We start from the raw sequence: 18,243 nt of genomic DNA on the forward strand, positions 1-18,243 counted from the left end.
TTAGGTCGTCGGCTGGGCCGCCGAGTCACCGGCGGGGCGCCCGATGGCGTGCGGGCGCCCGGAATCGTGCACACCGCTGCGGCGGATGAACGTCATCGCGCGGGTCTTGAGGCGCCACCCGTCGGCGGTCCGCACATAGGTGTCGCGATAGTAGCCGATCCGCATGTCGTGGCTGGAGTGGTCGATGAAGCACAGCGGCTGGGTCCCGCTGGCCGCGTCACCGTCGAGGTCGACCACCGCAGTCCCGGTGAGAAACAAGCCCTTTGGGGCCGCGGCCACCAGTTCCGGGAAGCGGCTCAGGCTGTAGGTTTCGCCGAACGCGCTGTAGGTTCCGTCCGGGGTGAAGACCGCGACCAGCCCGTCGATGTCCTGCTGGGTGATGGTCACCGCGTAGCGGCCGAGCAGTTGCTGGATCTCGACGAGGTCGTCGGTTCTGGTTGGCCCGCTTTCAGGCTGACCGGGGGTCGACATAGACCTTGCCACCTTTCATCACGAAGCTGACGTTGCGGGTAACGGTGATGTCTTCCAACGGGTTTCCCGGCACCGCGATGATATCGGCGAGCTGGCCCGTCGCGAGGCGCCCCCGGTCGGTCTTGTCGATGAGCTCGGCCGCGGTGGTGGTGGCCGCGCGCAGCACCGCCAAGGGCGGCAAGCCCCACTCCACCAGCGTGACGAGTTCGTCGGCGTTCTTGCCGTGGGGTATCGCCGGGGCGTCCGTGCCGACCGCGATCTTCACGCCGGCCTCGTAGGCGGCCTTGACCGACGTCTTCGCCTTCGGGAACATCTCGGCGGCCTTGTCCTGCAACTCCTTCGGGGCGCGGGACACGTCCATCGCCTCGGCGAGCCTGCGGGTGGTCACCAGGAACCGGTCGTTGTCGACCAGCATCTGGATGGCCTCGTCGTCCATGAGGAAGCCGTGCTCGATGCAGTCGATACCGCACGCGACCGCGTGCTTGACCGCTTCCGCCCCGTGCGTGTGCGCGGCGACGCGCAGCCCGCGCCGGTGCGCCTCGTCGACGATCGCGCGCAGTTCCTCGTCCGAATAGTGTTGTGCGCCGGCCTCGCCGGTCAATGACATCACGCCGCCCGAAACGCACACCTTGATCAATTCGGCGCCGTGCTTGATCTGGTACCGCACCGCCTTGCGGATCTCGTCGATGCCGTTGGCGATGCCCTCTTCGACCGTCAGCTCGAGTGCGCCCGGCATGAACGCGGCGAACATCGTCGGGTCCAGGTGCCCGCCGGTGGGCGTGATCGCGTGACCGGCCGGGACGATTCGGGGCCCCTCGATCCAGCCCGCGTCAATCGCCTTGCCCAGCGCGACATCCAGCAGGTATCCGCCGGTCTTGACGAACAGGCCGAGGTTGCGCACGGTGGTGAACCCGGCGCGCAGCGTGCGCCGGGCGTTGCCGACCGCGCGCAGCACCCGCGTCGGGGGGTCGTCCTGCACTTGGGACAGCCCGGGCGTCTCGCCGCGCCCGCCCATCAAGAGGTTGACCTCCATGTCCATCAACCCGGGCAGCAGTATCTGGTCGCCGAGATCGATGAGCTCGCCTTCCGGCTCGCCCCCCACACCGACGATCCGGTCACCCTCGATCCGCACGATGCCGGGCCGAAGGATCTCGCCGCTGTCAACGTCGAGGAGCCCGGCGGCCTTGAGGGTCAGCTGCGGTGAGCCGCTTGCGCGAAGAGCGTCGGACAACGTCAGATCACCGGCTCCCGAAGCACCTCAACCCACGCCGCGCCGCTGTCCGGGACGCGGGGCTGCTTCCACGCCTCGATCGGGAACGACACCATCACCAACGATTGCATCAGGTGCATCAGGGTCTTTGCGTCGTCCGGCAGGTCGTCCAGCGGATATTTGTCGCAGTACGCGATCACGTCGTTCAGCAACGGGAACGCAGCATCGTAGAACTCCTGCATCTCCGGCATCGTCGAGGCCAGCCGCTTGGCGTAGCGCTCGGGCTCGGTGGCCAGGTCCCAGTCCAAATATGGCTCGAGGGCGGCGAATTCAGACGGTAGCGCCATTGCGCTGGTACTCCTTGACGTAGTTGGCGGTCGTGTGGTGCAGATGGCGGATCAGGACTTCCTGGTCGCACAGCAGGAACTCCTTGACGGCCCGGGTGCCGATCATGGTCTGGGTCGCTTCCAGGGTGTTGGCGTCCTGCAGCGCATACTCCTTGAACGTCACCGCGGCCAACTCCTGGGCCAGACGCTCCCGCGCATTGCGCGGCGGGACGAAATACAGCGTGGACTCGAAGATGTGCTTGTCCACCGCGGTGGGCCAGTAGTGATAGGTCAGGTACCAGCCGGGCTCCCAGATCAGCAGCATGAAGTTCGGGTAGAAGAGCCACGAGTCGATGCCCCACTGCGGCACCCGCTTGACGTTGACACCCGGAGGCAGCTCGAGCTTTTCGATGATCTCGGGCTTGTCCCAGGGGCCGAACAATCCGCTGCGCAACACCTGGTCCATGGGCTTGACCATGGACATGTCCGGGGGCGGCGCCTGGCCACCCCAGGTCGACTGCAGGCTGTGCGGGCCGGCCACCTCGTAGTGCAGCGCCTCGTAGCCGAACTTTTGGATCTTGGCGGCTTCTTCCTTGGTGTACTGCCCCTGGTGCAGGATCGGCGCGTGGTAGAACTCGACGAACGCGTCGATGAAGAGCTTCCAGTTGCTGCCGACCTCGGCCCGGTAGGAGTAGGCCTCGGTCATCTCGCCGAAGGGGTAGCCCTCGATGCTCTTGGCCAGCGGCCCGAGGTAGTCGGTGAGCGGCGCCGCGTTGTCATCGAAGTTGATGAAGATGAAGCCTTCCCATACCTCGCAGCGGACGGGTGCCAGCCCGTAGTCGCCCTTGTCGACGTTGAAGAACTCTTCTTCCTGCTGGATGAAGGTCAGGTCACCGTCGAGGTTGTAGCGCCAGGCGTGGTATTTGCAGGTGAACTGCCGGCAGGTGCCGGAGGTCTCCTCGTTGGGAAAGTCGTTCCACACCAGCTTGTTTCCGCGGTGGCGGCAGACGTTGTGGTAGGCCTTGACCGACCCGTCCTTGGTCTTGACGATGATCACCGACGTCCCCTTGCCGGCCGCCGGCAGTTCCCTGGTGAAGTAGCTGCCGGTGCGGGGGAGCCGGTTGACCCTTCCGACGTTGAGCCACATCCGCCGGAAGACCGCATCGCGCTCGGCTTCGAAGAATGCGGGATCAATCGAGTCGGTGTAGTCGACCGGTTCGGTGCCCAGTTCGGGGTAGTTTTCTGTCCAGCTGCCGGCGGCTGGCTTGGGGAAGTGCGGCAACGTTCTTACTCCTCTTATTCGACGTTGTTAGCGGCTGTGGCGGCGTGTTCGGGCTGGACGCCGAACGTGTTGAAGGCCATGGCCAGCAGCGCATAGCAGCCGACCGTGAAGACGAAGTCCATGCGTTGCTGGTCGTTGAGGCGCTCGCCCAACGCCGCCCACGTGTGGTCGGACAATTCCGATTTCTCGTCGAGCTCGTCGACCCCGGTGATCACGGCTTGGTCGAAGGCGTCGAGTCCCTCCGCACGCTGCACCGCCGCGATCTGGTCCTCGGTGATGCCTTCTTCCTTGGCCATGCGGACGTGGTGGGACCACTCGTAGGCAGAGTGCCGGCGATGGGCCACCCGCAGGATGGCCAGTTCGCGGATGCGAGGCGGCAGCGTGGACGACGTCAGCAGGTGCACATTGAAGCGAAGAAACGCCTTGGCCAGCGCCGGGTGGTGCGCCAGCGTCGACAGCGCGTTGTTGGTGTCCGCTTCACGCATGGCCGAGAGTGCCTGCTGGGTAGCCTCGTCCCACTGATCGGCGGGGAGCGGCCGCAAGCGCATTAGCAGTGTCCTCTCGGTGAAAGAGAATCGTATTCTCATTTGCAACTAACAGACTGGCACGAAACGTGCGCCCGGTCAATGCCGGCGTGTCGCTCGAGTACAGGTGCGGTCATCGCCCGGTCTACGCGGTGGTCGGGGTGGCCGCCGTACCGAACAACGGGCGGCGCGGCCCGCCGCGATGTCAGGCCGGGTCCTACCTCATGGCATCGCCGGTCGGCGGCGGGGAATTCGCCCCTTCCTTCGGTCGCTGGTCAGGCGGGTGCGGGCCGGCTCAGCAACCGATGGATGTTGATTCTCGCCTGGCGAGAAGATAGTTTTCATTTTAGTGATCTTGGCACGGGACAGCGATTCGCCGAGTCCGTGATCGACTCGGTGGAACCGACGGAAGGGACGGCCATGAACAAAGAGGACATGATCCTGATCAGCGTCGACGACCACACGGTCGAGCCGCCCGACATGTTCAAGAATCATCTGTCAAAGAAGTACCAGGACGATGCGCCCCGGCTGGTGCACAACGCCGACGGCTCGGACATGTGGAAGTTCCGCGACACCGTCATCCCCAACGTGGCCCTCAACGCGGTGGCCGGCCGGCCTAAGGAGGAGTACGGCATCGAGCCGACCGGGCTCGACGAGATCCGGCCGGGTTGTTACAACGTGGACGAGCGCGTCAAAGACATGAACGCCGGCGGCATCCTGGCCTCGATCTGCTTCCCGTCGTTCCCCGGCTTTGCCGGGCGCCTGTTCGCCACCGACGACAACGACTTCTCGATCGCGCTGGTGCAGGCCTACAACGACTGGCACATCGACGAGTGGTGCGGCGCCTACCCGGCGCGGTTCATCCCGATGGCGATACCGGTCATCTGGGACGCCGAGGCGTGCGCCGCCGAGGTGCGCCGGGTGTCCAAGAAGGGTGTGCACGCGCTGACCTTCACCGAGAACCCCGCCGCGATGGGCTATCCCAGCTTCCATGACGAATACTGGAACCCCCTGTGGAAAGCCTTGGTGGACACGGACACCGTGATGAACGTGCACATCGGTTCCTCAGGGCGGCTGGCCATCACCGCGCCGGACGCGCCGATGGACGTGATGATCACGCTGCAGCCGATGAACATCGTGCAGGCCGCCGCCGACCTGCTGTGGTCCAGGCCGATCAAGGAATACCCGGACCTCAAGATCGCGCTGTCCGAGGGCGGAACGGGCTGGATTCCCTACTTCCTGGAGCGCGCGGACCGCACCTTCGAGATGCACTCCGCCTGGACGCACCAGGACTTCAAGGGCAAGCTGCCCAGCGAGGTGTTCCGCGACCACTTCCTGACCTGCTTCATCAGCGACAAGGTCGGCGTGGCGCTGCGCAACATGATCGGCATCGACAACATCTGCTGGGAGGCCGACTACCCGCACAGCGACTCGATGTGGCCGGGTGCGCCCGAAGAGCTGTGGGATGTCTTGTCCCTCAACAACGTTCCCGACGACGAGATCAACAAGATGACCTACGAGAACGCCATGCGCTGGTACTCGTTCGACCCGTTCACCCACATTTCGCGGGAGCAGGCGACCGTCGGTGCGTTGCGCAAAGCCGCCGAGGGGCACGACGTGTCAATCAAGGCCCAGGGCCACGATAAGGACAGCCGAGGCGGCTCGTCCTTCGCGGATTTCGCGGCCAACGCCAAAGCCCTTTCCGGCAACAAGGACTGACCTGGCGAGCGGACGCAGAATCGCACTGTTCGGGCGGAATTCGTGCGATTCTGCGTCTTCTCGCGCTGAGGACGAGGAGTGCCACCAGTGGGTGGAATGAACTTTGAATTGACCGAGGACCAGGAACTGATCCGTCGGTCGGTCGCGGAGTTGGCGCGCAAGTTCGACGACCAGTACTGGATGGAAAAGGACCAGGCGCACGAATTCCCGACCGAGTTCTACCGCGCCATCGCCGATGGCGGCTGGCTGGGAATGACCATCCCCACCGAATACGGCGGCCACGGCCTCGGGATCACCGAAGCGACCATCCTGCTCGAGGAAGTCGCCAAGTCCGGCGGCGCCATGAACGCCGCCAGCTCGATCCACCTGTCCATCTTCGGCATGCAGCCCGTGGTGGTGCACGGCTCCGATGACCTCAAGGCCCGGACGCTGCCCGCGGTCGCGACCGGAGAGGTACACGTGTGCTTCGGCGTGACCGAACCCGGTGCGGGGCTTGATACTTCCCGCATCACCACGTTCGCCAAGCGCGATGGCGATCGCTATATCGTCAACGGTCGCAAGGTGTGGATCTCCAAAGCGATGGAATCCGACAAGATCCTGTTGCTGACCCGGACCCAAAGCTATGACGAGGTCACCAAGAAGACCGACGGGATGACGCTGTTCCTCACCGACCTCGACCGGAGCCGGGTCGACATCCGTCCGATCCGCAAGATGGGCCGCAACGCCGTCAGCTCCAACGAGCTGTTCATCGACAACCTCGAGGTGCCGGTCGAGGACCGGGTGGGTGAGGAGGGCAAGGGATTTCAGTACATCCTCGATGGCTTGAACCCGGAGCGGATGCTGATCGCCGCCGAGGCCCTCGGTATCGGCCGGGTGGCGCTCGAGAAGGCGGTGAAATACGGCAACGAGCGCGAGGTCTTCGGCCGGCCGATCGGGATGAACCAGGGCCTGCAGTTCCCGCTCGCCGATTCCCTGGCCCGGCTCGATGCCGCCGAGCTGATGCTGCGCAAGGCCACCTGGCTGTACGACAACGGCAAACCCTGTGGGCGCGAGGCCAATACGGCCAAGTACCTGTGCGCCGATGCCGGCTTCACCGCCGCGGACCGCGCGCTGCAAACCCACGGCGGCATGGGTTACGCCGAGGAGTACCACATCACCCGCTACTTCCGTGAGGCCCGGCTGATGAAGATCGCGCCGGTCAGCCAGGAGATGATCCTGAATTTCCTGGGAGCCAACGTTTTGAAGCTGCCGAGGAGCTACTGATGCCGGTCGGCTGCCGCCGGTTGACGGCGGCGTGGTGATGTGACGCGCGTTCGACACCGATGACCACGAACGACGAACCGTTGTTGCTGTCGCAAGACCGCGACGGCGTGCGCACACTCACCCTCAACCGGCCACGGCGCAAGAACGCGATCAACCCGCAATTGTGGGTCGCCCTGCGCGACGCGCTCGACGCCGCCGGTCACGATCCTGGCGTGCGCACGCTCGTGCTCACCGGTTCCGGGGGCAGCTTCTGCTCGGGGGCCGACATCTCGGTGCCCGATGACATCCATCCGAAATACAAGTTGCAGCGCCTGACCGACGTGGCGCTGGCGTTGCACGAGCTATCGATTCCGACGATCGCCAAGGTGACCGGTGTGGCCGTCGGGGCCGGTTGGAATCTCGCGCTGGGCTGCGACCTGGTGGTCGCGACCCCGGAATCGACGTTCTGTCAGATCTTTTCGAAGCGTGGTCTGTCGATCGACCTCGGTGGCTCCTGGCTGCTGCCCAAAATCGTTGGCCTGCAACAGGCGAAGCGCCTCGCATTGCTCGCGGACACGATCGATGCCGAGGAGGCGTGCGCGCTGAACCTGGTGACCTGGGTGGTGTCGGCCGCGGAGATCGACGCCTTCGTCACGGATCTCGCCGATCGGCTGGCCGCCGGCCCCCCGATCGCGCTCGCCCACACCAAGGCGCTGCTGAACGAGGGCGCCGACCGCACCTTGCGCGACGCGCTGGCCAGCGAGGCCCGCGCGCAGGGAGTCAACTTCGCCACCGCGGACACCGCGGCGGCCTATGCCGCTTTCGCGCAGCGGCGGGAGCCGTCGTTTACTGGTCGATGGGCCCTAACAAAATCCGGGGTGGAACCGGATTCGGGCGAGAAACAATCGGAGTAGAGATATGCGTGAAACAGTCATCGTCGAGGCCGTGCGCACCCCGGTCGGGAAGCGTAACGGCGCACTTGCGGGCATGCACGCCGCCGACCTGTCCGCGATCGTCCTCAACGAACTCGCCGAACGCACCGGCATCGGGCCCGAGATCATCGACGACGTGGTGTGGGGCTGTGTCTCCCAGGTGGGCGACCAGTCCAGCAACATCGGCCGCTACGCGGTGCTGGCCGCCGGCTGGCCGGAAAGCATCCCCGGGACCACCGTCAACCGCGCCTGCGGCTCCAGCCAGCAGGCGCTGGACTTCGCCGTGCAGGCGGTGATGTCGGGCCAGCAGGATGTCGTGGTGGCCGGCGGTGTCGAGGTCATGAGCCGCGTCCCCCTCGGCTCGGCGCGCGCCTCGGGCATGCCTTATGGCCCGAAAGTGCTTGCCCGCTATGACGATTTCTCCTTCAACCAAGGCCTCTCGGCGGAGATGATCGCCAAAAAGTGGGGCTTCTCCCGCACCCGCCTCGACGAGTACAGCGCCGAGTCCCACGAGCGGGCGGCCGCGGCCCAGGACGGCGGCGCGTTCACCGACCAGATCGTGCCGGTGTTCGTCGACGGCGCCGAGAACAACGTCGTGGCCGCCGACGAGGGGGTGCGGCGCGGAAGCAGCGCGGAGAAGCTCGCCGCGCTCAAGCCGGCCTTCACCGAGGACGGCGTGATCCATGCCGGCAATTCCTCGCAGATCTCCGACGGTGCGGCCGCGTTGCTGGTGACCACCGCCGAGATGGCCGTCGAACTGGGTCTGACCCCGATTGTGCGGTACGTGGCGGGCGCGGTCACCGGGGCGGACCCGGTGCTCATGCTCACCGGCCCCATTCCCGCGACCGAGAAGGTGCTGAGCAAGGCCGGCGTCGCGCTGTCCGACGTCGGTGTGTTCGAGGTCAACGAGGCGTTCGCGCCGGTCCCGCTGGCGTGGCTGGCGGAAACCGGGGCGGACCCAGCCCGGATGAATCCGCTGGGCGGCGCGATCGCGCTGGGGCACCCGCTGGGCGCTTCGGGAGCCGTGCTGATGACCCGCATGACGCATCACATGCGCGACAACGGGATTCGGTACGGGCTGCAGACCATGTGCGAGGGCGGCGGGACCGCCAACGCGACGCTGGTCGAGCTCGTCCGCTAGCGGCGACCCGGCTCACGAAAAAGACACCCCGGTGACCCTTGTCACAGCGGCCCAACTAACCTACTGTGTGTTCACTAGGTTGGTTCAGCCGCCAATCGCACCCGTTTGCTCCAGGGAGTCCAGTTGGCCGTCGCACGGCGCTACGACACGCTTCTCGCCAAGGGGGAGGACCGCAAACAGCGGATCCTCGACGTCGCCCAACGCCTCCTGACCCGTAACGGCTGGCGCAGCACGACGCTCGCGCAGATCGCCGGCGAGGCCGGGGTGACCCCCGCGGGCCTGCTGCATCACTTCGAATCGAAGGAGCAGCTGCTGCACGCCGTGCTCGATGCGCGCGACCTCGACGACGACACCCACGCCGACCGAACCGGCGACCTGTTCGACCAGATCACCCAGGTCGCCGACCGGTTCCACCGCGCCCCCGAGCTGGTGGGCACCTTCACGGTGCTCCTGGTGGAGAACATCCTCCCCGAGGCGCCGCTGCACGACCGGATGCTGGCCCGGCACCGCGCCGCGACCGACATCGTCGCCGATCTCATCCGTCGCGGTCAGGCCGATGGCCGGTACCGCGACGACATCGACCCCGCCGTCAAGGCAGTGGAAATCCTCGCCTTCGTCCACGGAATGGAAACCACATGGTTGCTCGATCCTTCGATACCGCTCCCCGAGGTGTTCAAGCAGTACGCCGAGACACTGGCGCGGGACTTCGCGCCCACGAAGAAACCCGCGACGCCATGAGATACCGGCTCGACGTCGTCGCCGCCACCGTCATCGACGTGGTGCGCTTCGCCGGCGGCTGGATCTTCGACCGGTCGATGGCGGGATGGGACGTCACCGTGCTGGTCGCGGACCACCCCGACGTCCGGCCCTTGCAGATCGTCGGCGCCCGGGTGCTCGACCTCGAGGACGCCCTGACGTCGGTGCAGTCGCGTCCCCGACCGCAGGCCCTGGCCGCCGCGGCCGACCTGTTCGGCTGCGATCCGCGGGTGCGTCAGGGCGTGCTGCAGGCCCTCGATCACGGCGTCACCGAGGTCACGCTGTGGGGGGAGAACTGGCCGTCCGAACTCGACGAAAGCGTCGGACTGGTGCAACACCAGCTGAGCATGGCCGCCCAGACGTTCAAGGCGCAGGCCCTGGCGGCCGCGTCGAATGCCGCGGGTGCCCCGCAGCTTCCCGTGGGGCACGTCGAGACCTTTCGGAGCGGTCTTTTGGCGTGGCCGTCGGTCGCCGCCGATCTGGTGCCCGCCAGCTGATTCGGCGTGCCGGGGCCCGCACGACGGCTCGACGTGCCGCCCGTCTCGGCGCGCGGACGGGACCCCGCGTTGACGACCACCGCGCCCTATGGAAATGTAATGCTCATCTGCGAGAGGGACGTTCTCACTAGCCGAGATTCAAGGAGCAGGAGATGACGAAGGAATTCTCCGAGTTGGACTTCTTCCGCGGCAGCGAGCTCATCGCGGACCCGTACCCCTACTACGAGGCGCTGCGCCAGCGGTGCCCCGTCACGCGGGAAAGCCATCACGACGTCACGATGATCACCGGCTGGGACGAGGCGTGCGCGGTGCTCAACGACGCCGAGACGTGGTCGTCGTGCATCTCCGTGACCGGGCCGTTCCCCGGCTTTCCGGTGCCGCTCGAGGGCGACGACGTCACCGAGCTCATCGAGCGGCACCGCGACGAACTGCCCTTCAGCGACCAGCTGCCCACGCTCGACCCGCCGACCCACACCAACCACCGCTCCCTGCTGATGCGGCTGATCACCCCCAAGCGCCTCAAGGAGAACGAGGACGCGATGTGGGCGCTCGCCGACCAGGCGCTCGACGAGTTCCTGGCGCCCGGTCACGGCGAATGGATCAAGGGCTTCGCCGGCCCCTTCACGCTGCTGGTGATCGCCGACCTGCTGGGCGTGCCCATGGAAGACCGCGACAAATTCGTCAAGGGCATCCGAGAGCACTCGGGTGGCGGCGTCGGCGGCACCGGCAAGGAATCGCTGGCCCACAGCCCGCTCGAATTCCTCTACGGCCTGTTCTCCGACTACGTCCGCGACCGTCGCCGCGAGCCCCGCGACGACGTGCTGACCGGCCTGGCCACCGCGACCTACCCCGACGGCTCCATCCCGGAGGTCGAAGACGTCGCGCGCGTCGCCAGCAACGTCTTCTCGGCGGGCCAGGAGACCACCGTGCGGCTGCTCGGTGCGGCCCTGCAGACCCTGGGGGAACGCCCCGACATCCAGGCGCAGCTGCGCAAGGACCGCAGCCTGATCCCCAACTTCATCGAAGAGTCCCTGCGCCACGAGAGCCCGGTCAAGGGCGACTTCCGGATGAACCGGGTGCCCGCCACTGTCGGAGGCGTCGACCTGCCCGCGGGTAGCACCGTGATGATCGTGCAGGCGGCCGCCAACCGCGACCCGCGCCGCTTCGAGGATCCCGCCACCTTCGACCCGGCCCGCAAGAACGCCAGGCAGCACATCTCCTTCGGCCGCGGAATTCACAGCTGTCCCGGCGCGCCGCTGGCGCGCGCCGAAACGCGGGTGGCGCTCGAGCGGCTGCTCGACCGCACGACCGACATCAGGATCAACGAGGACAAGCACGGCCCGGCGAATAACCGTCGCTACCAATATGTTCCGACGTATATCCTGCGCGGTCTGACCGAACTGCACCTGGAGTTCACGCTCGCATGAAGGTCTGGGTGGACGATCAGCGGTGTCGCGGTCACGGGATGTGCCTGACGCTGTGTCCCGACGTGTTCAGCCTGACCGACGACGGCTACGCCGAAGCGATAGATTCCGACGTCCCAACGGAATTGGAGGCCGACGCCCGGGAAGCCATCCAGTGTTGTCCCGAGCAGGCGATCAGCGAGAAGTAACTAATCCACAGGCAGGCAAGGAGATTCGGCGTGGCAAAAGGTTATGTCATCCTGACCGAGGCGATCAAGGACCCGGAGGGCATGAAGGCGTACGCCCAGGCGGCCGGATCGGCGATGAGCGGCGCCACCATTCTCGCGGTGGACACCGCGCCGAAAGTCATCGAGGGCGACTGGCACGGCGACCAGACCGTCGTCCTGGAATTCGAATCGGTGGATGCCGCCCGGGCCTGGTACGAATCCGAGGGCTACCAAAAGGCGGCGAAGCTGCGCCGGCAGGCCGCCGACTGCAACGCGGTCATCCTCTCCGGATTCTGATCGCTACTCACCGACGATGGAGATTGCCTGCCGAGGGCATTGACGGACGGCCTCGCGCACGTCCGCCTCGTTCTCCGGGGTGACTTCCTCTTGGTGGACGGTCAGCATGTCGTCGTCGCCGAGCTCGAAGATGTCCGGGTTGATGCCCATGCAGACACCGTTGCTCTCGCAGAGTCCCCAGTCGACTTCGATCTTCTTCGTCATCGTGGCCCCCTTTAACGAAGCACCTTGACGGGCACGTTCTTCCAGCCCGCCACGTTTTGCATGGTCACCCGTTTGCACCCCGCCAAATTGACCTCGTAGCGCGGCATGAAGTCGAGCAGCCGCTCCAGCGCGATCCTGCTCTCCAGGCGGGCCAACGCGGCGCCCAGGCAGCTGTGGATCCCGTACCCGAGTCCGAGGTGCTGCGCCTCGGTGTGGTCGCGCTCGATGTCGAACGTGTCGGCGTTGGTGAAGGCATCCGGGTCGCGGTTGGCCGCGGCGCCGCACAGGAACACGGGTTTGCCCGCCGGAATGACGCCGCCGCTGACGTGGGCCTCTTTGAGGGTGTAGCGGACGTTGTATTGCACCGGCCCCTCGTAGCGCAGGAGTTCTTCGACCGCCCCGGGGATCTTGTCCCGGTCCTCCTGCAGCTTCTGCCACTGGTCGGGGTGATTGGCGAAGATCACCGCGGCGTTGCCCATCAGTTTGGTGACGGTCTCGGCGCCCGCTCCGCCCAGAAGGGTTGCGAATCCGCAGATCTCGATGTCGTCGAGCTTGCGCAGCTGGCCGTCTTCGCCGGGGATCTCCGCGGCGATCAGCCGGCTGATCATGTCGTCCTGCGGCTCCTGGCGCCGTTCCTGGACCAGACTGAAGTAGTACATTGCCGTGTCGATGTTGGCCTGCACCCCGGCCTCGCTGACCTCGATCTGGCCCGGCTCGTGGTGCAGGCTGGTGTCGATCCAGTGCCGGACCTGCTGGCGGTATTCCTCGGGCACACCGGCCATCCGGGTGATGACCTCCACCGGGAACGGACCGGAGAAGTCCTGCACGACGTCGAAGTTGTCGGGATCGACCGCGCCCAGGTACTTGTCGATCACCTCGATGATCGTCTCGCGCTGCGATTGGATCGCCCGGGGGGTGAACGCCTTGTTGAGCAGGCTGCGCATGTGGCGGTGCTCGGGTGGATCCATGAAGATGATCGACTTCTGCTCGGGGGCAATGCCCCGCCGCACCATCGCCAGGTCGCAGCCGCGCGCCGACGAGTACGTCTCGAAGTCTTTGAACGCGGCCGCCACGTCCTCATGGCGGGTCAGCGCGTAGAAGTCCTCTTTTTCGTCGTAATACAGGGGCGCGTCTTCGCGCATCCGCCGATAGATGTCGAACGGGTTGTTGAAGTAGTCCTCGGAGTATGGATCGAAGACGACTTTCGGTTTTGTCACTGAATCCTCCTCAGCGGCGAGGTCGGGCTGAAACCTTTACAGCGGAGTCCCCGACTGTAACGCTAACGGTAATACCTTCGTGACGAACCGGAAAGACCAAAACGCTGGCATCTCAAACCAACTTCGCGGTGTCGATCGCCGTGATGACGTGATCCAGCGCGCCCAGGTCGCTGCCCAGTTCCGCCGCGATATCGCGGACCACGGCCACGTCCTTGCCGACGAAGCCGCCGGTTACCTCGATGAACGACGCGACGGACCCGCCCGCCGCGACGAGGTCCAGCACGCGACTGGTCGCGCTGCCACGGCCCAGGGCGCTCAGCAACGTCGATTCGGGCACGCCGAGGCGTTCGCCCAGCCGGATGGCCTCCGCGAGCACCCCGATCTGTGCGGCGAAGAGGGCGTTGTTGACCAGTTTCACCTTCTGGCCGGCGCCGGCGGGCCCGACGTGCAGAACCGGATCGCCGTAGCAACCCAGCAGCGGTCGTACCCGGTCCACCGCTGGTTTGGCCCCGCCCACGAACAGCGTGAGCCGGCCGGCCGCGATGTCGTGCGGGCCACCGCTGACCGCGGCGTCGACGACGTCGAGATGATCGGCGCGCGCGGCGATGGCCTCGATGGTGTTGGGGCTGGCGGTGGTGTGCACCACCAGCGTCGATCCCGGCGGCATGGCCGGTAGCAATCCGCCGTCCAGGCACACCCGGCGCACCTGTTCGTCGGTGAACACGCAGAGCACCACCACGTCGGCGTGCGCGGCGTCGGCGGCGTCCGCGACGACGCGCGCGCCCAGTTGCTCGAGCTCGCGGCGCTTTTCGGCGGTGCGGCCCAGGGCGTGGACGTCGTGACCGGCCGCGACCAGACGACCGACCATGGGGCCACCCATCCGCCCCGCGCCGACGAATCCGACCCTCAACGGGGGTGCTCCATCAGCGTCAGCGCCGCATCGGCCGCCGCGAGCACGGCGCCGCCGTCGGCCCCGGCCTGGTCGGCAAGGTCGACGACCAGCCGGACGTCCTTCTGCAGCAGCCCCCCGGCGACACCGGCCAGCCGATCCAGCCCGCCGATGCCGCCAAGGGCATTGAGCGCAAAGCTGTTTCCACTGCTGCGGGAGACGACCTCGGTGAGACGCTCCGGGGTGACACCCAGCGCGTCCGCCAGCGACAGGGCGGTGGCCGCCGTGGCGAGGTTGGCGGTGAACAGCAAGTTGTTGAGCAGCTTGGTGGTCTGCCCCGAACCCAGCTCGCCGAGATGAACCACCGGATCGGCATAGGTTTCGAAGACCGGGCGGCAGCGCTCGACGGCCTCGGTGTCACCGCCGGCCATCACCAGCAGGCGGCCTTCCGCCGCCGCTCCGCCGCCCCCGCTCACCGGCGCGTCGACTATCGACACACCGACCGCCCCAGCCCGCTTCGCCAGCTCGCGACACGTCTTGGGGTGCACCGTGCTGTGCACCGCGATGATGCCGCCCGGCTTCATCGCCGAGAGCAATCCGCCTTCGCCGCCGGTGAGCTCGTCGATGTCGGCGTCGCCGACGACACAGAGGCAGACCAGGTCACTGGCCGCGGCGAGTTCGGCCGGCGTACCGGCGATCTGGGCCGGGGTGTCGGCGAACGCCTCGAGCGTCGCGGGCCGGCGCGCCCACAGCGTGGTGGCGTAGCCGCCCTCGGCGATGCGCCGCGCCATGGGCCCGCCCTGACTGCCCAACCCGATGAACCCGACGCGCATCAACCGGCCTCCAAATCGGGTTCGTCATCGGCCGAGCGTGACACCTCAGTCACGTTCGGGCCCGACGGTGACTGTGCTGTCACGTTCGGCGAGTCGGACGAATCCGACCGGGCCCTTATGCATTCGTCCGCGAACGCCAGAACCGTGGCGTGGTATGCGGGCGCCGTGTGCCCGAGGCTGATGTTGTGTCCCGCATCGGGTTGCCGATGAACGCTGAACCGCGGTGTTGCGGAGAACAGCTCCGCGATCTCGTCCATCGCCGAAACGTCGTTCTGCCAGACCTTTTCGTGCTCGGCGATGCTGAACCGCACCGGCACGCGTATGGCGGGGGCGAGCGCCGGGAAATCCTGGCGCGCCCAGTTCGATACCATCTGGTCCTCGTAGGACGGGGCGGTCGGGGAGACCGTCGCGCCGTTGAGAACCTCGGGCGGATAAAGGCTTTCGGGTTGCCACAACAGCTCACGCAGTCCCGCGGGACGACGTTCGCGCGTCGCCGTCTTCAGGATGTCGCGGGCCGCGGGGTGATAGTGTCGGCCGGTCCCGGCCAATTCGATGCCGAGCAGATCCGCGCCGCGCCCGTCGGCCGCCATCCGCATGACGAGTTCGCAGCCGCCCGAATGGCCCATCAGAAACAGCCCGGCGCCGCGCGGCTTCTGTCCGAGGATGCGATTTACCGCCCCGTATGCGAGGTCGACTCGTTGCTCGGGCCGCGCCATCGCCTCCGGATAGGGGGCCGAGCTGCCATAGCCGGGCCGGTCGAGCGCGACGACGGTGAATCCCGCTGCGGCGCCGCTGCGTAACAGTGAGGACAACGGGTGGCCGGGGCAATCGAAGTAGACGGCGGTGGTGCCGCCGCCGTGGATGGCCACGATCACGGCCTTCGGGTCGGCGGCCTCGGCGACGATGGCCGACATCGGCACCCCGTCGACGATGACGAGTCGAGGGCGGGGAGTGTTCACGTGCCGGACCGCAGCAAAATCACGCCGCTGGGAGTGAGGCCGCCGCTGCTGACGACGCCGACGCGGGCACCGGCGACCTGGCGATCGCCGGCCTCTCCGCGCAGCTGGGTGATCGCCTCGTGCATGAGTCCCATGCCGTGGGTGCGGCCGTGCGAAAGCTGGCCGCCGTGCGTGTTGAGCGGAAGCTGGCCGTCGCGCGCGATGTTCTTGCCGCCGTCCAGGAATTCCTTGGCTTCACCGATTCCGCAGAATCCGAGCCCCTCGATCCAGGACAGGCAGTTCATGGTGAATCCGTCATACAGCTCGGCGACGTCCACGTCGGCGGGTCGCAGCGAGGTCCGCGTCCACATGTGCGCCGCCTGACCCAGTACCTGCGGCTCGTGGGTGAGAGTGCTTTGGTCCCAGTCGATTCGCTCGATGATCTGGGTTCCCACCGCCTCCACCAGCACGGGCGGCTTGGCCAGGTCGCGGGCGGCGTCAGCGGCGGAGACGATGACGGCGATCGCGCCGTCGCAGGGCACGTCGCAGTCGTAGAGGCCGAAGGGCGTGGTGATCGGCCTCGCCTCGAGGTAGTCCTCCATCGTCATCGGAGAGCGGTAGATCGCGGTCGGGTTGAGTTCGGCGTTGGCGCGCTGGTTCAACGCGATCCAGCCCAGCGTCTCCTTGGTGGTGCCGTAACGGTGAAAGTGCCGCTGCGCGTTCATCGCCAGGGTGTGCGCCGCCGAGGTTGCGCCGAATGGCATCTGCCAGCCCGACATTCGGCCCATGGACGGGGCGATCTTGCCCTGCTTCATCAGCTCGCCGTGGGTGGCTTCCCACAGCGTCCGGAAACACAGCACGTGACGCGCCAACCCGCAGGCGACCGCGAGCATCGCGGCGATCACCGACCCGCCGGGTCCGAACGTTTCCATGGCGCCGTTGTGCCATGTCGGCCGAATGCCCAGCGCGGCTTCGAGAGCGGTGACGCCGCCCTCCCCAAAGCCGGCGACATTGATCCCGCCGGGGTAGGTGGACAGGCCGTCGATGTCGGCGTACGTCAGGCCCGCGTCGGCGATCGCCGCCTCGCACGCCTGCACGGTCAGCGCCAGCGGCAGCTGCATCAGCCGACGCCCGATCGGCGACATGCCGATCCCGGTCAGCGCGACCTTGTCTTCGAACTTCTCCGTGGTGAGCATGGGCCGGACGTGCTCACCGAAGCGCTCGGGTGCGATCTCGTCGGTGGGCGGGGCGGCGGGCTCGGCGTCGGGCACGGGCCGAAACAGCGGGAACCACACGTCCTCGACGTGTTCGAAGACAACCTCGACCTGCTGGCCGAGTTCGAGCTTGTCGGGATCGAACTCCACCATGTTGGTGGTCAGGCGAACCCGCGGGTCTTCAGCGATGGCGACCTGGGCGACCACGTATGGCGCCGGCAAGCCGGGCAGGCTGAATCGTTCGTTGATGGTGAATCCGGCGAGGCTCGCCCTGCCCGAGACCGCGCGGACCCCCACATCCAACGAGCGGCAGTATCGGCACACCGGCGCCGGTGGGTGGATCAGCGCTTCGCAGCTCTTGCATTCCTGCAGCCGGAGCTTTCCGTCTGCGCCCGAGGTCCAGAAGAACTCGTTCTCGGGCGTGACCAGGGGCAATGGGCGGCCGGGTGCTGCTGACACGTCACCTCCGGTGCGTCGCACGGCCAATTCGGTAGGGCCGTTATACGAATCGGAGAATCACGTTATCACTTGCGAGCAGGCACGATCTAGACCGCTCCTGCCGTGCGAGCGCCGTCAGTACGGCACCCAGGTGCCGGTGAAATAGGTACCCCATTGGTGGAAACCGGCATTCCACATCGGTTCGTTCGGTGACCACCATGGCCGCGGCGGAGGAGGCGGCGGCACGTCCTGCGCCGCAAACGACGGCGCGTATTCCGGCGGAGCGGTTTACCAGTCCGGCAGTGGCGGCGGCGGTTTGCACTCTTCGGTCGTCCGATTCCACGACATGTTGCGATCGCACTCCGCGGAGCCGATCGCCGGGGTGGCGAACATCCCGACCGCCATCGCCGCGACGGCGGCCGCGATGCCGGCGGTCAAACGACGAACAAACCACTGCATGGTGGGCCTCCTATTGGGGCCTTT

The 18,243-nt window shown here is 66.8% G+C and carries 20 protein-coding genes and 1 pseudogene; 9 read left to right on the forward strand and 12 right to left on the reverse strand.

The genetic code is table 11. The features are described 5' to 3' along the window. The 5 genes from W7S_RS03765 to W7S_RS03785 are packed head-to-tail and all read right to left on the reverse strand — an operon-like array spanning position 1 to position 3,837. On the reverse strand, positions 1-471 hold the full coding sequence (locus W7S_RS03765) for a nuclear transport factor 2 family protein (protein WP_008253658.1): 471 nt from the start codon (positions 469-471) through the stop codon (positions 1-3). Next, entirely contained in the window at positions 449-1,702 is a 1,254-nt protein-coding gene (locus W7S_RS03770) for an amidohydrolase family protein (protein ID WP_008253659.1), read from the reverse strand. The genes W7S_RS03765 and W7S_RS03770 overlap by 23 nt, the downstream gene beginning before the upstream one ends. 2 nt (positions 1,703-1,704) lie before the next feature. After that, complete coding sequence (locus tag W7S_RS03775; protein ID WP_008253660.1) at positions 1,705-2,028, reverse strand: hypothetical protein; 324 nt, start codon at positions 2,026-2,028, stop codon at positions 1,705-1,707. Further along, positions 2,012-3,289 carry an aromatic ring-hydroxylating dioxygenase subunit alpha gene (locus W7S_RS03780; protein ID WP_008253661.1) on the reverse strand — a complete coding sequence of 426 codons (1,278 nt, stop codon included), beginning with the start codon at positions 3,287-3,289 and terminating at the stop codon, positions 2,012-2,014. The genes W7S_RS03775 and W7S_RS03780 overlap by 17 nt, the downstream gene beginning before the upstream one ends. A gap of 14 nt (positions 3,290-3,303) precedes the next feature. After that, positions 3,304-3,837: a carboxymuconolactone decarboxylase family protein gene (locus W7S_RS03785; protein ID WP_008253662.1), complete on the reverse strand. Its 534-nt coding sequence runs from the start codon at positions 3,835-3,837 to the stop codon at positions 3,304-3,306. Between the two features lie 396 nt (positions 3,838-4,233). Here W7S_RS03785 and W7S_RS03790 point away from each other — a divergent pair, with 396 nt between their 5' ends. The 9 genes from W7S_RS03790 (at position 4,234) to W7S_RS03830 (ending at position 12,027) form a co-directional block, all read left to right on the forward strand. Beyond that, on the forward strand, positions 4,234-5,532 hold the full coding sequence (locus tag W7S_RS03790; protein ID WP_008253666.1) for an amidohydrolase family protein: 1,299 nt from the start codon (positions 4,234-4,236) through the stop codon (positions 5,530-5,532). 96 nt (positions 5,533-5,628) lie between these two features. Continuing rightward, positions 5,629-6,795, forward strand: coding sequence for an acyl-CoA dehydrogenase family protein (locus tag W7S_RS03795; protein WP_008253669.1), 1,167 nt, complete (start codon positions 5,629-5,631; stop codon positions 6,793-6,795). 59 nt (positions 6,796-6,854) lie between these two features. Continuing rightward, positions 6,855-7,688: an enoyl-CoA hydratase/isomerase family protein gene (locus tag W7S_RS03800; protein WP_008253671.1), complete on the forward strand. Its 834-nt coding sequence runs from the start codon at positions 6,855-6,857 to the stop codon at positions 7,686-7,688. A gap of 4 nt (positions 7,689-7,692) precedes the next feature. Further along, positions 7,693-8,847 carry a thiolase family protein gene (locus W7S_RS03805; protein WP_008253676.1) on the forward strand — a complete coding sequence of 385 codons (1,155 nt, stop codon included), beginning with the start codon at positions 7,693-7,695 and terminating at the stop codon, positions 8,845-8,847. A 123-nt stretch (positions 8,848-8,970) separates the two neighbouring features. Beyond that, positions 8,971-9,585: a TetR/AcrR family transcriptional regulator gene (locus W7S_RS03810; protein ID WP_008253677.1), complete on the forward strand. Its 615-nt coding sequence runs from the start codon at positions 8,971-8,973 to the stop codon at positions 9,583-9,585. Next, complete coding sequence (locus tag W7S_RS03815) at positions 9,582-10,100, forward strand: hypothetical protein (protein WP_008253678.1); 519 nt, start codon at positions 9,582-9,584, stop codon at positions 10,098-10,100. The genes W7S_RS03810 and W7S_RS03815 overlap by 4 nt, the downstream gene beginning before the upstream one ends. Positions 10,101-10,252: 152 nt before the next feature. Next, positions 10,253-11,527: a cytochrome P450 gene (locus W7S_RS03820; protein WP_008253679.1), complete on the forward strand. Its 1,275-nt coding sequence runs from the start codon at positions 10,253-10,255 to the stop codon at positions 11,525-11,527. Beyond that, positions 11,524-11,712, forward strand: coding sequence for a ferredoxin (locus W7S_RS03825; RefSeq protein WP_008253680.1), 189 nt, complete (start codon positions 11,524-11,526; stop codon positions 11,710-11,712). Before W7S_RS03820 ends, W7S_RS03825 begins: the two co-directional genes overlap by 4 nt. A gap of 30 nt (positions 11,713-11,742) precedes the next feature. Beyond that, positions 11,743-12,027: a DUF1330 domain-containing protein gene (locus W7S_RS03830; protein WP_008253681.1), complete on the forward strand. Its 285-nt coding sequence runs from the start codon at positions 11,743-11,745 to the stop codon at positions 12,025-12,027. Positions 12,028-12,030: 3 nt separating this feature from the next. Here the strand turns inward: W7S_RS03830 and W7S_RS03835 are convergent, their stop codons facing one another. From W7S_RS03835 to W7S_RS27745, 7 genes and pseudogenes are all read right to left on the reverse strand, one after another. Then, positions 12,031-12,231, reverse strand: coding sequence for a ferredoxin (locus tag W7S_RS03835; protein WP_007777398.1), 201 nt, complete (start codon positions 12,229-12,231; stop codon positions 12,031-12,033). Between the two features lie 11 nt (positions 12,232-12,242). Beyond that, complete coding sequence (locus tag W7S_RS03840; protein ID WP_008253682.1) at positions 12,243-13,448, reverse strand: cytochrome P450; 1,206 nt, start codon at positions 13,446-13,448, stop codon at positions 12,243-12,245. 112 nt (positions 13,449-13,560) lie between these two features. Beyond that, complete coding sequence (locus W7S_RS03845) at positions 13,561-14,358, reverse strand: NAD(P)-dependent oxidoreductase (protein ID WP_081490064.1); 798 nt, start codon at positions 14,356-14,358, stop codon at positions 13,561-13,563. Continuing rightward, on the reverse strand, positions 14,355-15,170 hold the full coding sequence (locus W7S_RS03850) for an NAD(P)-dependent oxidoreductase (RefSeq protein WP_008253689.1): 816 nt from the start codon (positions 15,168-15,170) through the stop codon (positions 14,355-14,357). Before W7S_RS03850 ends, W7S_RS03845 begins: the two co-directional genes overlap by 4 nt. Next, the gene (locus W7S_RS03855) at positions 15,170-16,084 is read right to left on the reverse strand and encodes an alpha/beta hydrolase (protein WP_008253690.1); all 915 of its coding nucleotides are present in this window, start codon (positions 16,082-16,084) and stop codon (positions 15,170-15,172) included. Before W7S_RS03855 ends, W7S_RS03850 begins: the two co-directional genes overlap by 1 nt. A gap of 41 nt (positions 16,085-16,125) precedes the next feature. After that, entirely contained in the window at positions 16,126-17,781 is a 1,656-nt protein-coding gene (locus W7S_RS03860) for an OB-fold domain-containing protein (RefSeq protein ID WP_014710975.1), read from the reverse strand. A gap of 114 nt (positions 17,782-17,895) precedes the next feature. Beyond that, positions 17,896-18,219, reverse strand: a pseudogene (locus W7S_RS27745) (hypothetical protein). Positions 18,220-18,243: the final 24 nt, after the last annotated feature.

The sequence above is a fragment of the Mycobacterium sp. MOTT36Y genome, from assembly GCF_000262165.1.
GTDB lineage: Bacteria > Actinomycetota > Actinomycetes > Mycobacteriales > Mycobacteriaceae > Mycobacterium > Mycobacterium intracellulare.

Excerpts from the sequence above, each read along its gene's own strand:
- W7S_RS03765 (WP_008253658.1), bottom strand. The coding sequence starts at position 471 with ATGTCGACCCCCGGTCAGCCTGAAAGCGGGCCAACCAGAACCGACGAC.
- W7S_RS03850 (WP_008253689.1), bottom strand. The coding sequence starts at position 15,170 with ATGCGCGTCGGGTTCATCGGGTTGGGCAGTCAGGGCGGGCCCATGGCG.
- W7S_RS03825 (WP_008253680.1), top strand. The coding sequence starts at position 11,524 with ATGAAGGTCTGGGTGGACGATCAGCGGTGTCGCGGTCACGGGATGTGC.
- W7S_RS03785 (WP_008253662.1), bottom strand. The coding sequence starts at position 3,837 with ATGCGCTTGCGGCCGCTCCCCGCCGATCAGTGGGACGAGGCTACCCAG.
- W7S_RS03835 (WP_007777398.1), bottom strand. The coding sequence starts at position 12,231 with ATGACGAAGAAGATCGAAGTCGACTGGGGACTCTGCGAGAGCAACGGT.
- W7S_RS03795 (WP_008253669.1), top strand. The coding sequence starts at position 5,629 with ATGAACTTTGAATTGACCGAGGACCAGGAACTGATCCGTCGGTCGGTC.
- W7S_RS03855 (WP_008253690.1), bottom strand. The coding sequence starts at position 16,084 with ATGTCGGCCATCGTCGCCGAGGCCGCCGACCCGAAGGCCGTGATCGTG.
- W7S_RS03820 (WP_008253679.1), top strand. The coding sequence starts at position 10,253 with ATGACGAAGGAATTCTCCGAGTTGGACTTCTTCCGCGGCAGCGAGCTC.
- W7S_RS03775 (WP_008253660.1), bottom strand. The coding sequence starts at position 2,028 with ATGGCGCTACCGTCTGAATTCGCCGCCCTCGAGCCATATTTGGACTGG.
- W7S_RS03805 (WP_008253676.1), top strand. The coding sequence starts at position 7,693 with ATGCGTGAAACAGTCATCGTCGAGGCCGTGCGCACCCCGGTCGGGAAG.
- W7S_RS03815 (WP_008253678.1), top strand. The coding sequence starts at position 9,582 with ATGAGATACCGGCTCGACGTCGTCGCCGCCACCGTCATCGACGTGGTG.
- W7S_RS03790 (WP_008253666.1), top strand. The coding sequence starts at position 4,234 with ATGAACAAAGAGGACATGATCCTGATCAGCGTCGACGACCACACGGTC.
- W7S_RS03800 (WP_008253671.1), top strand. The coding sequence starts at position 6,855 with ATGACCACGAACGACGAACCGTTGTTGCTGTCGCAAGACCGCGACGGC.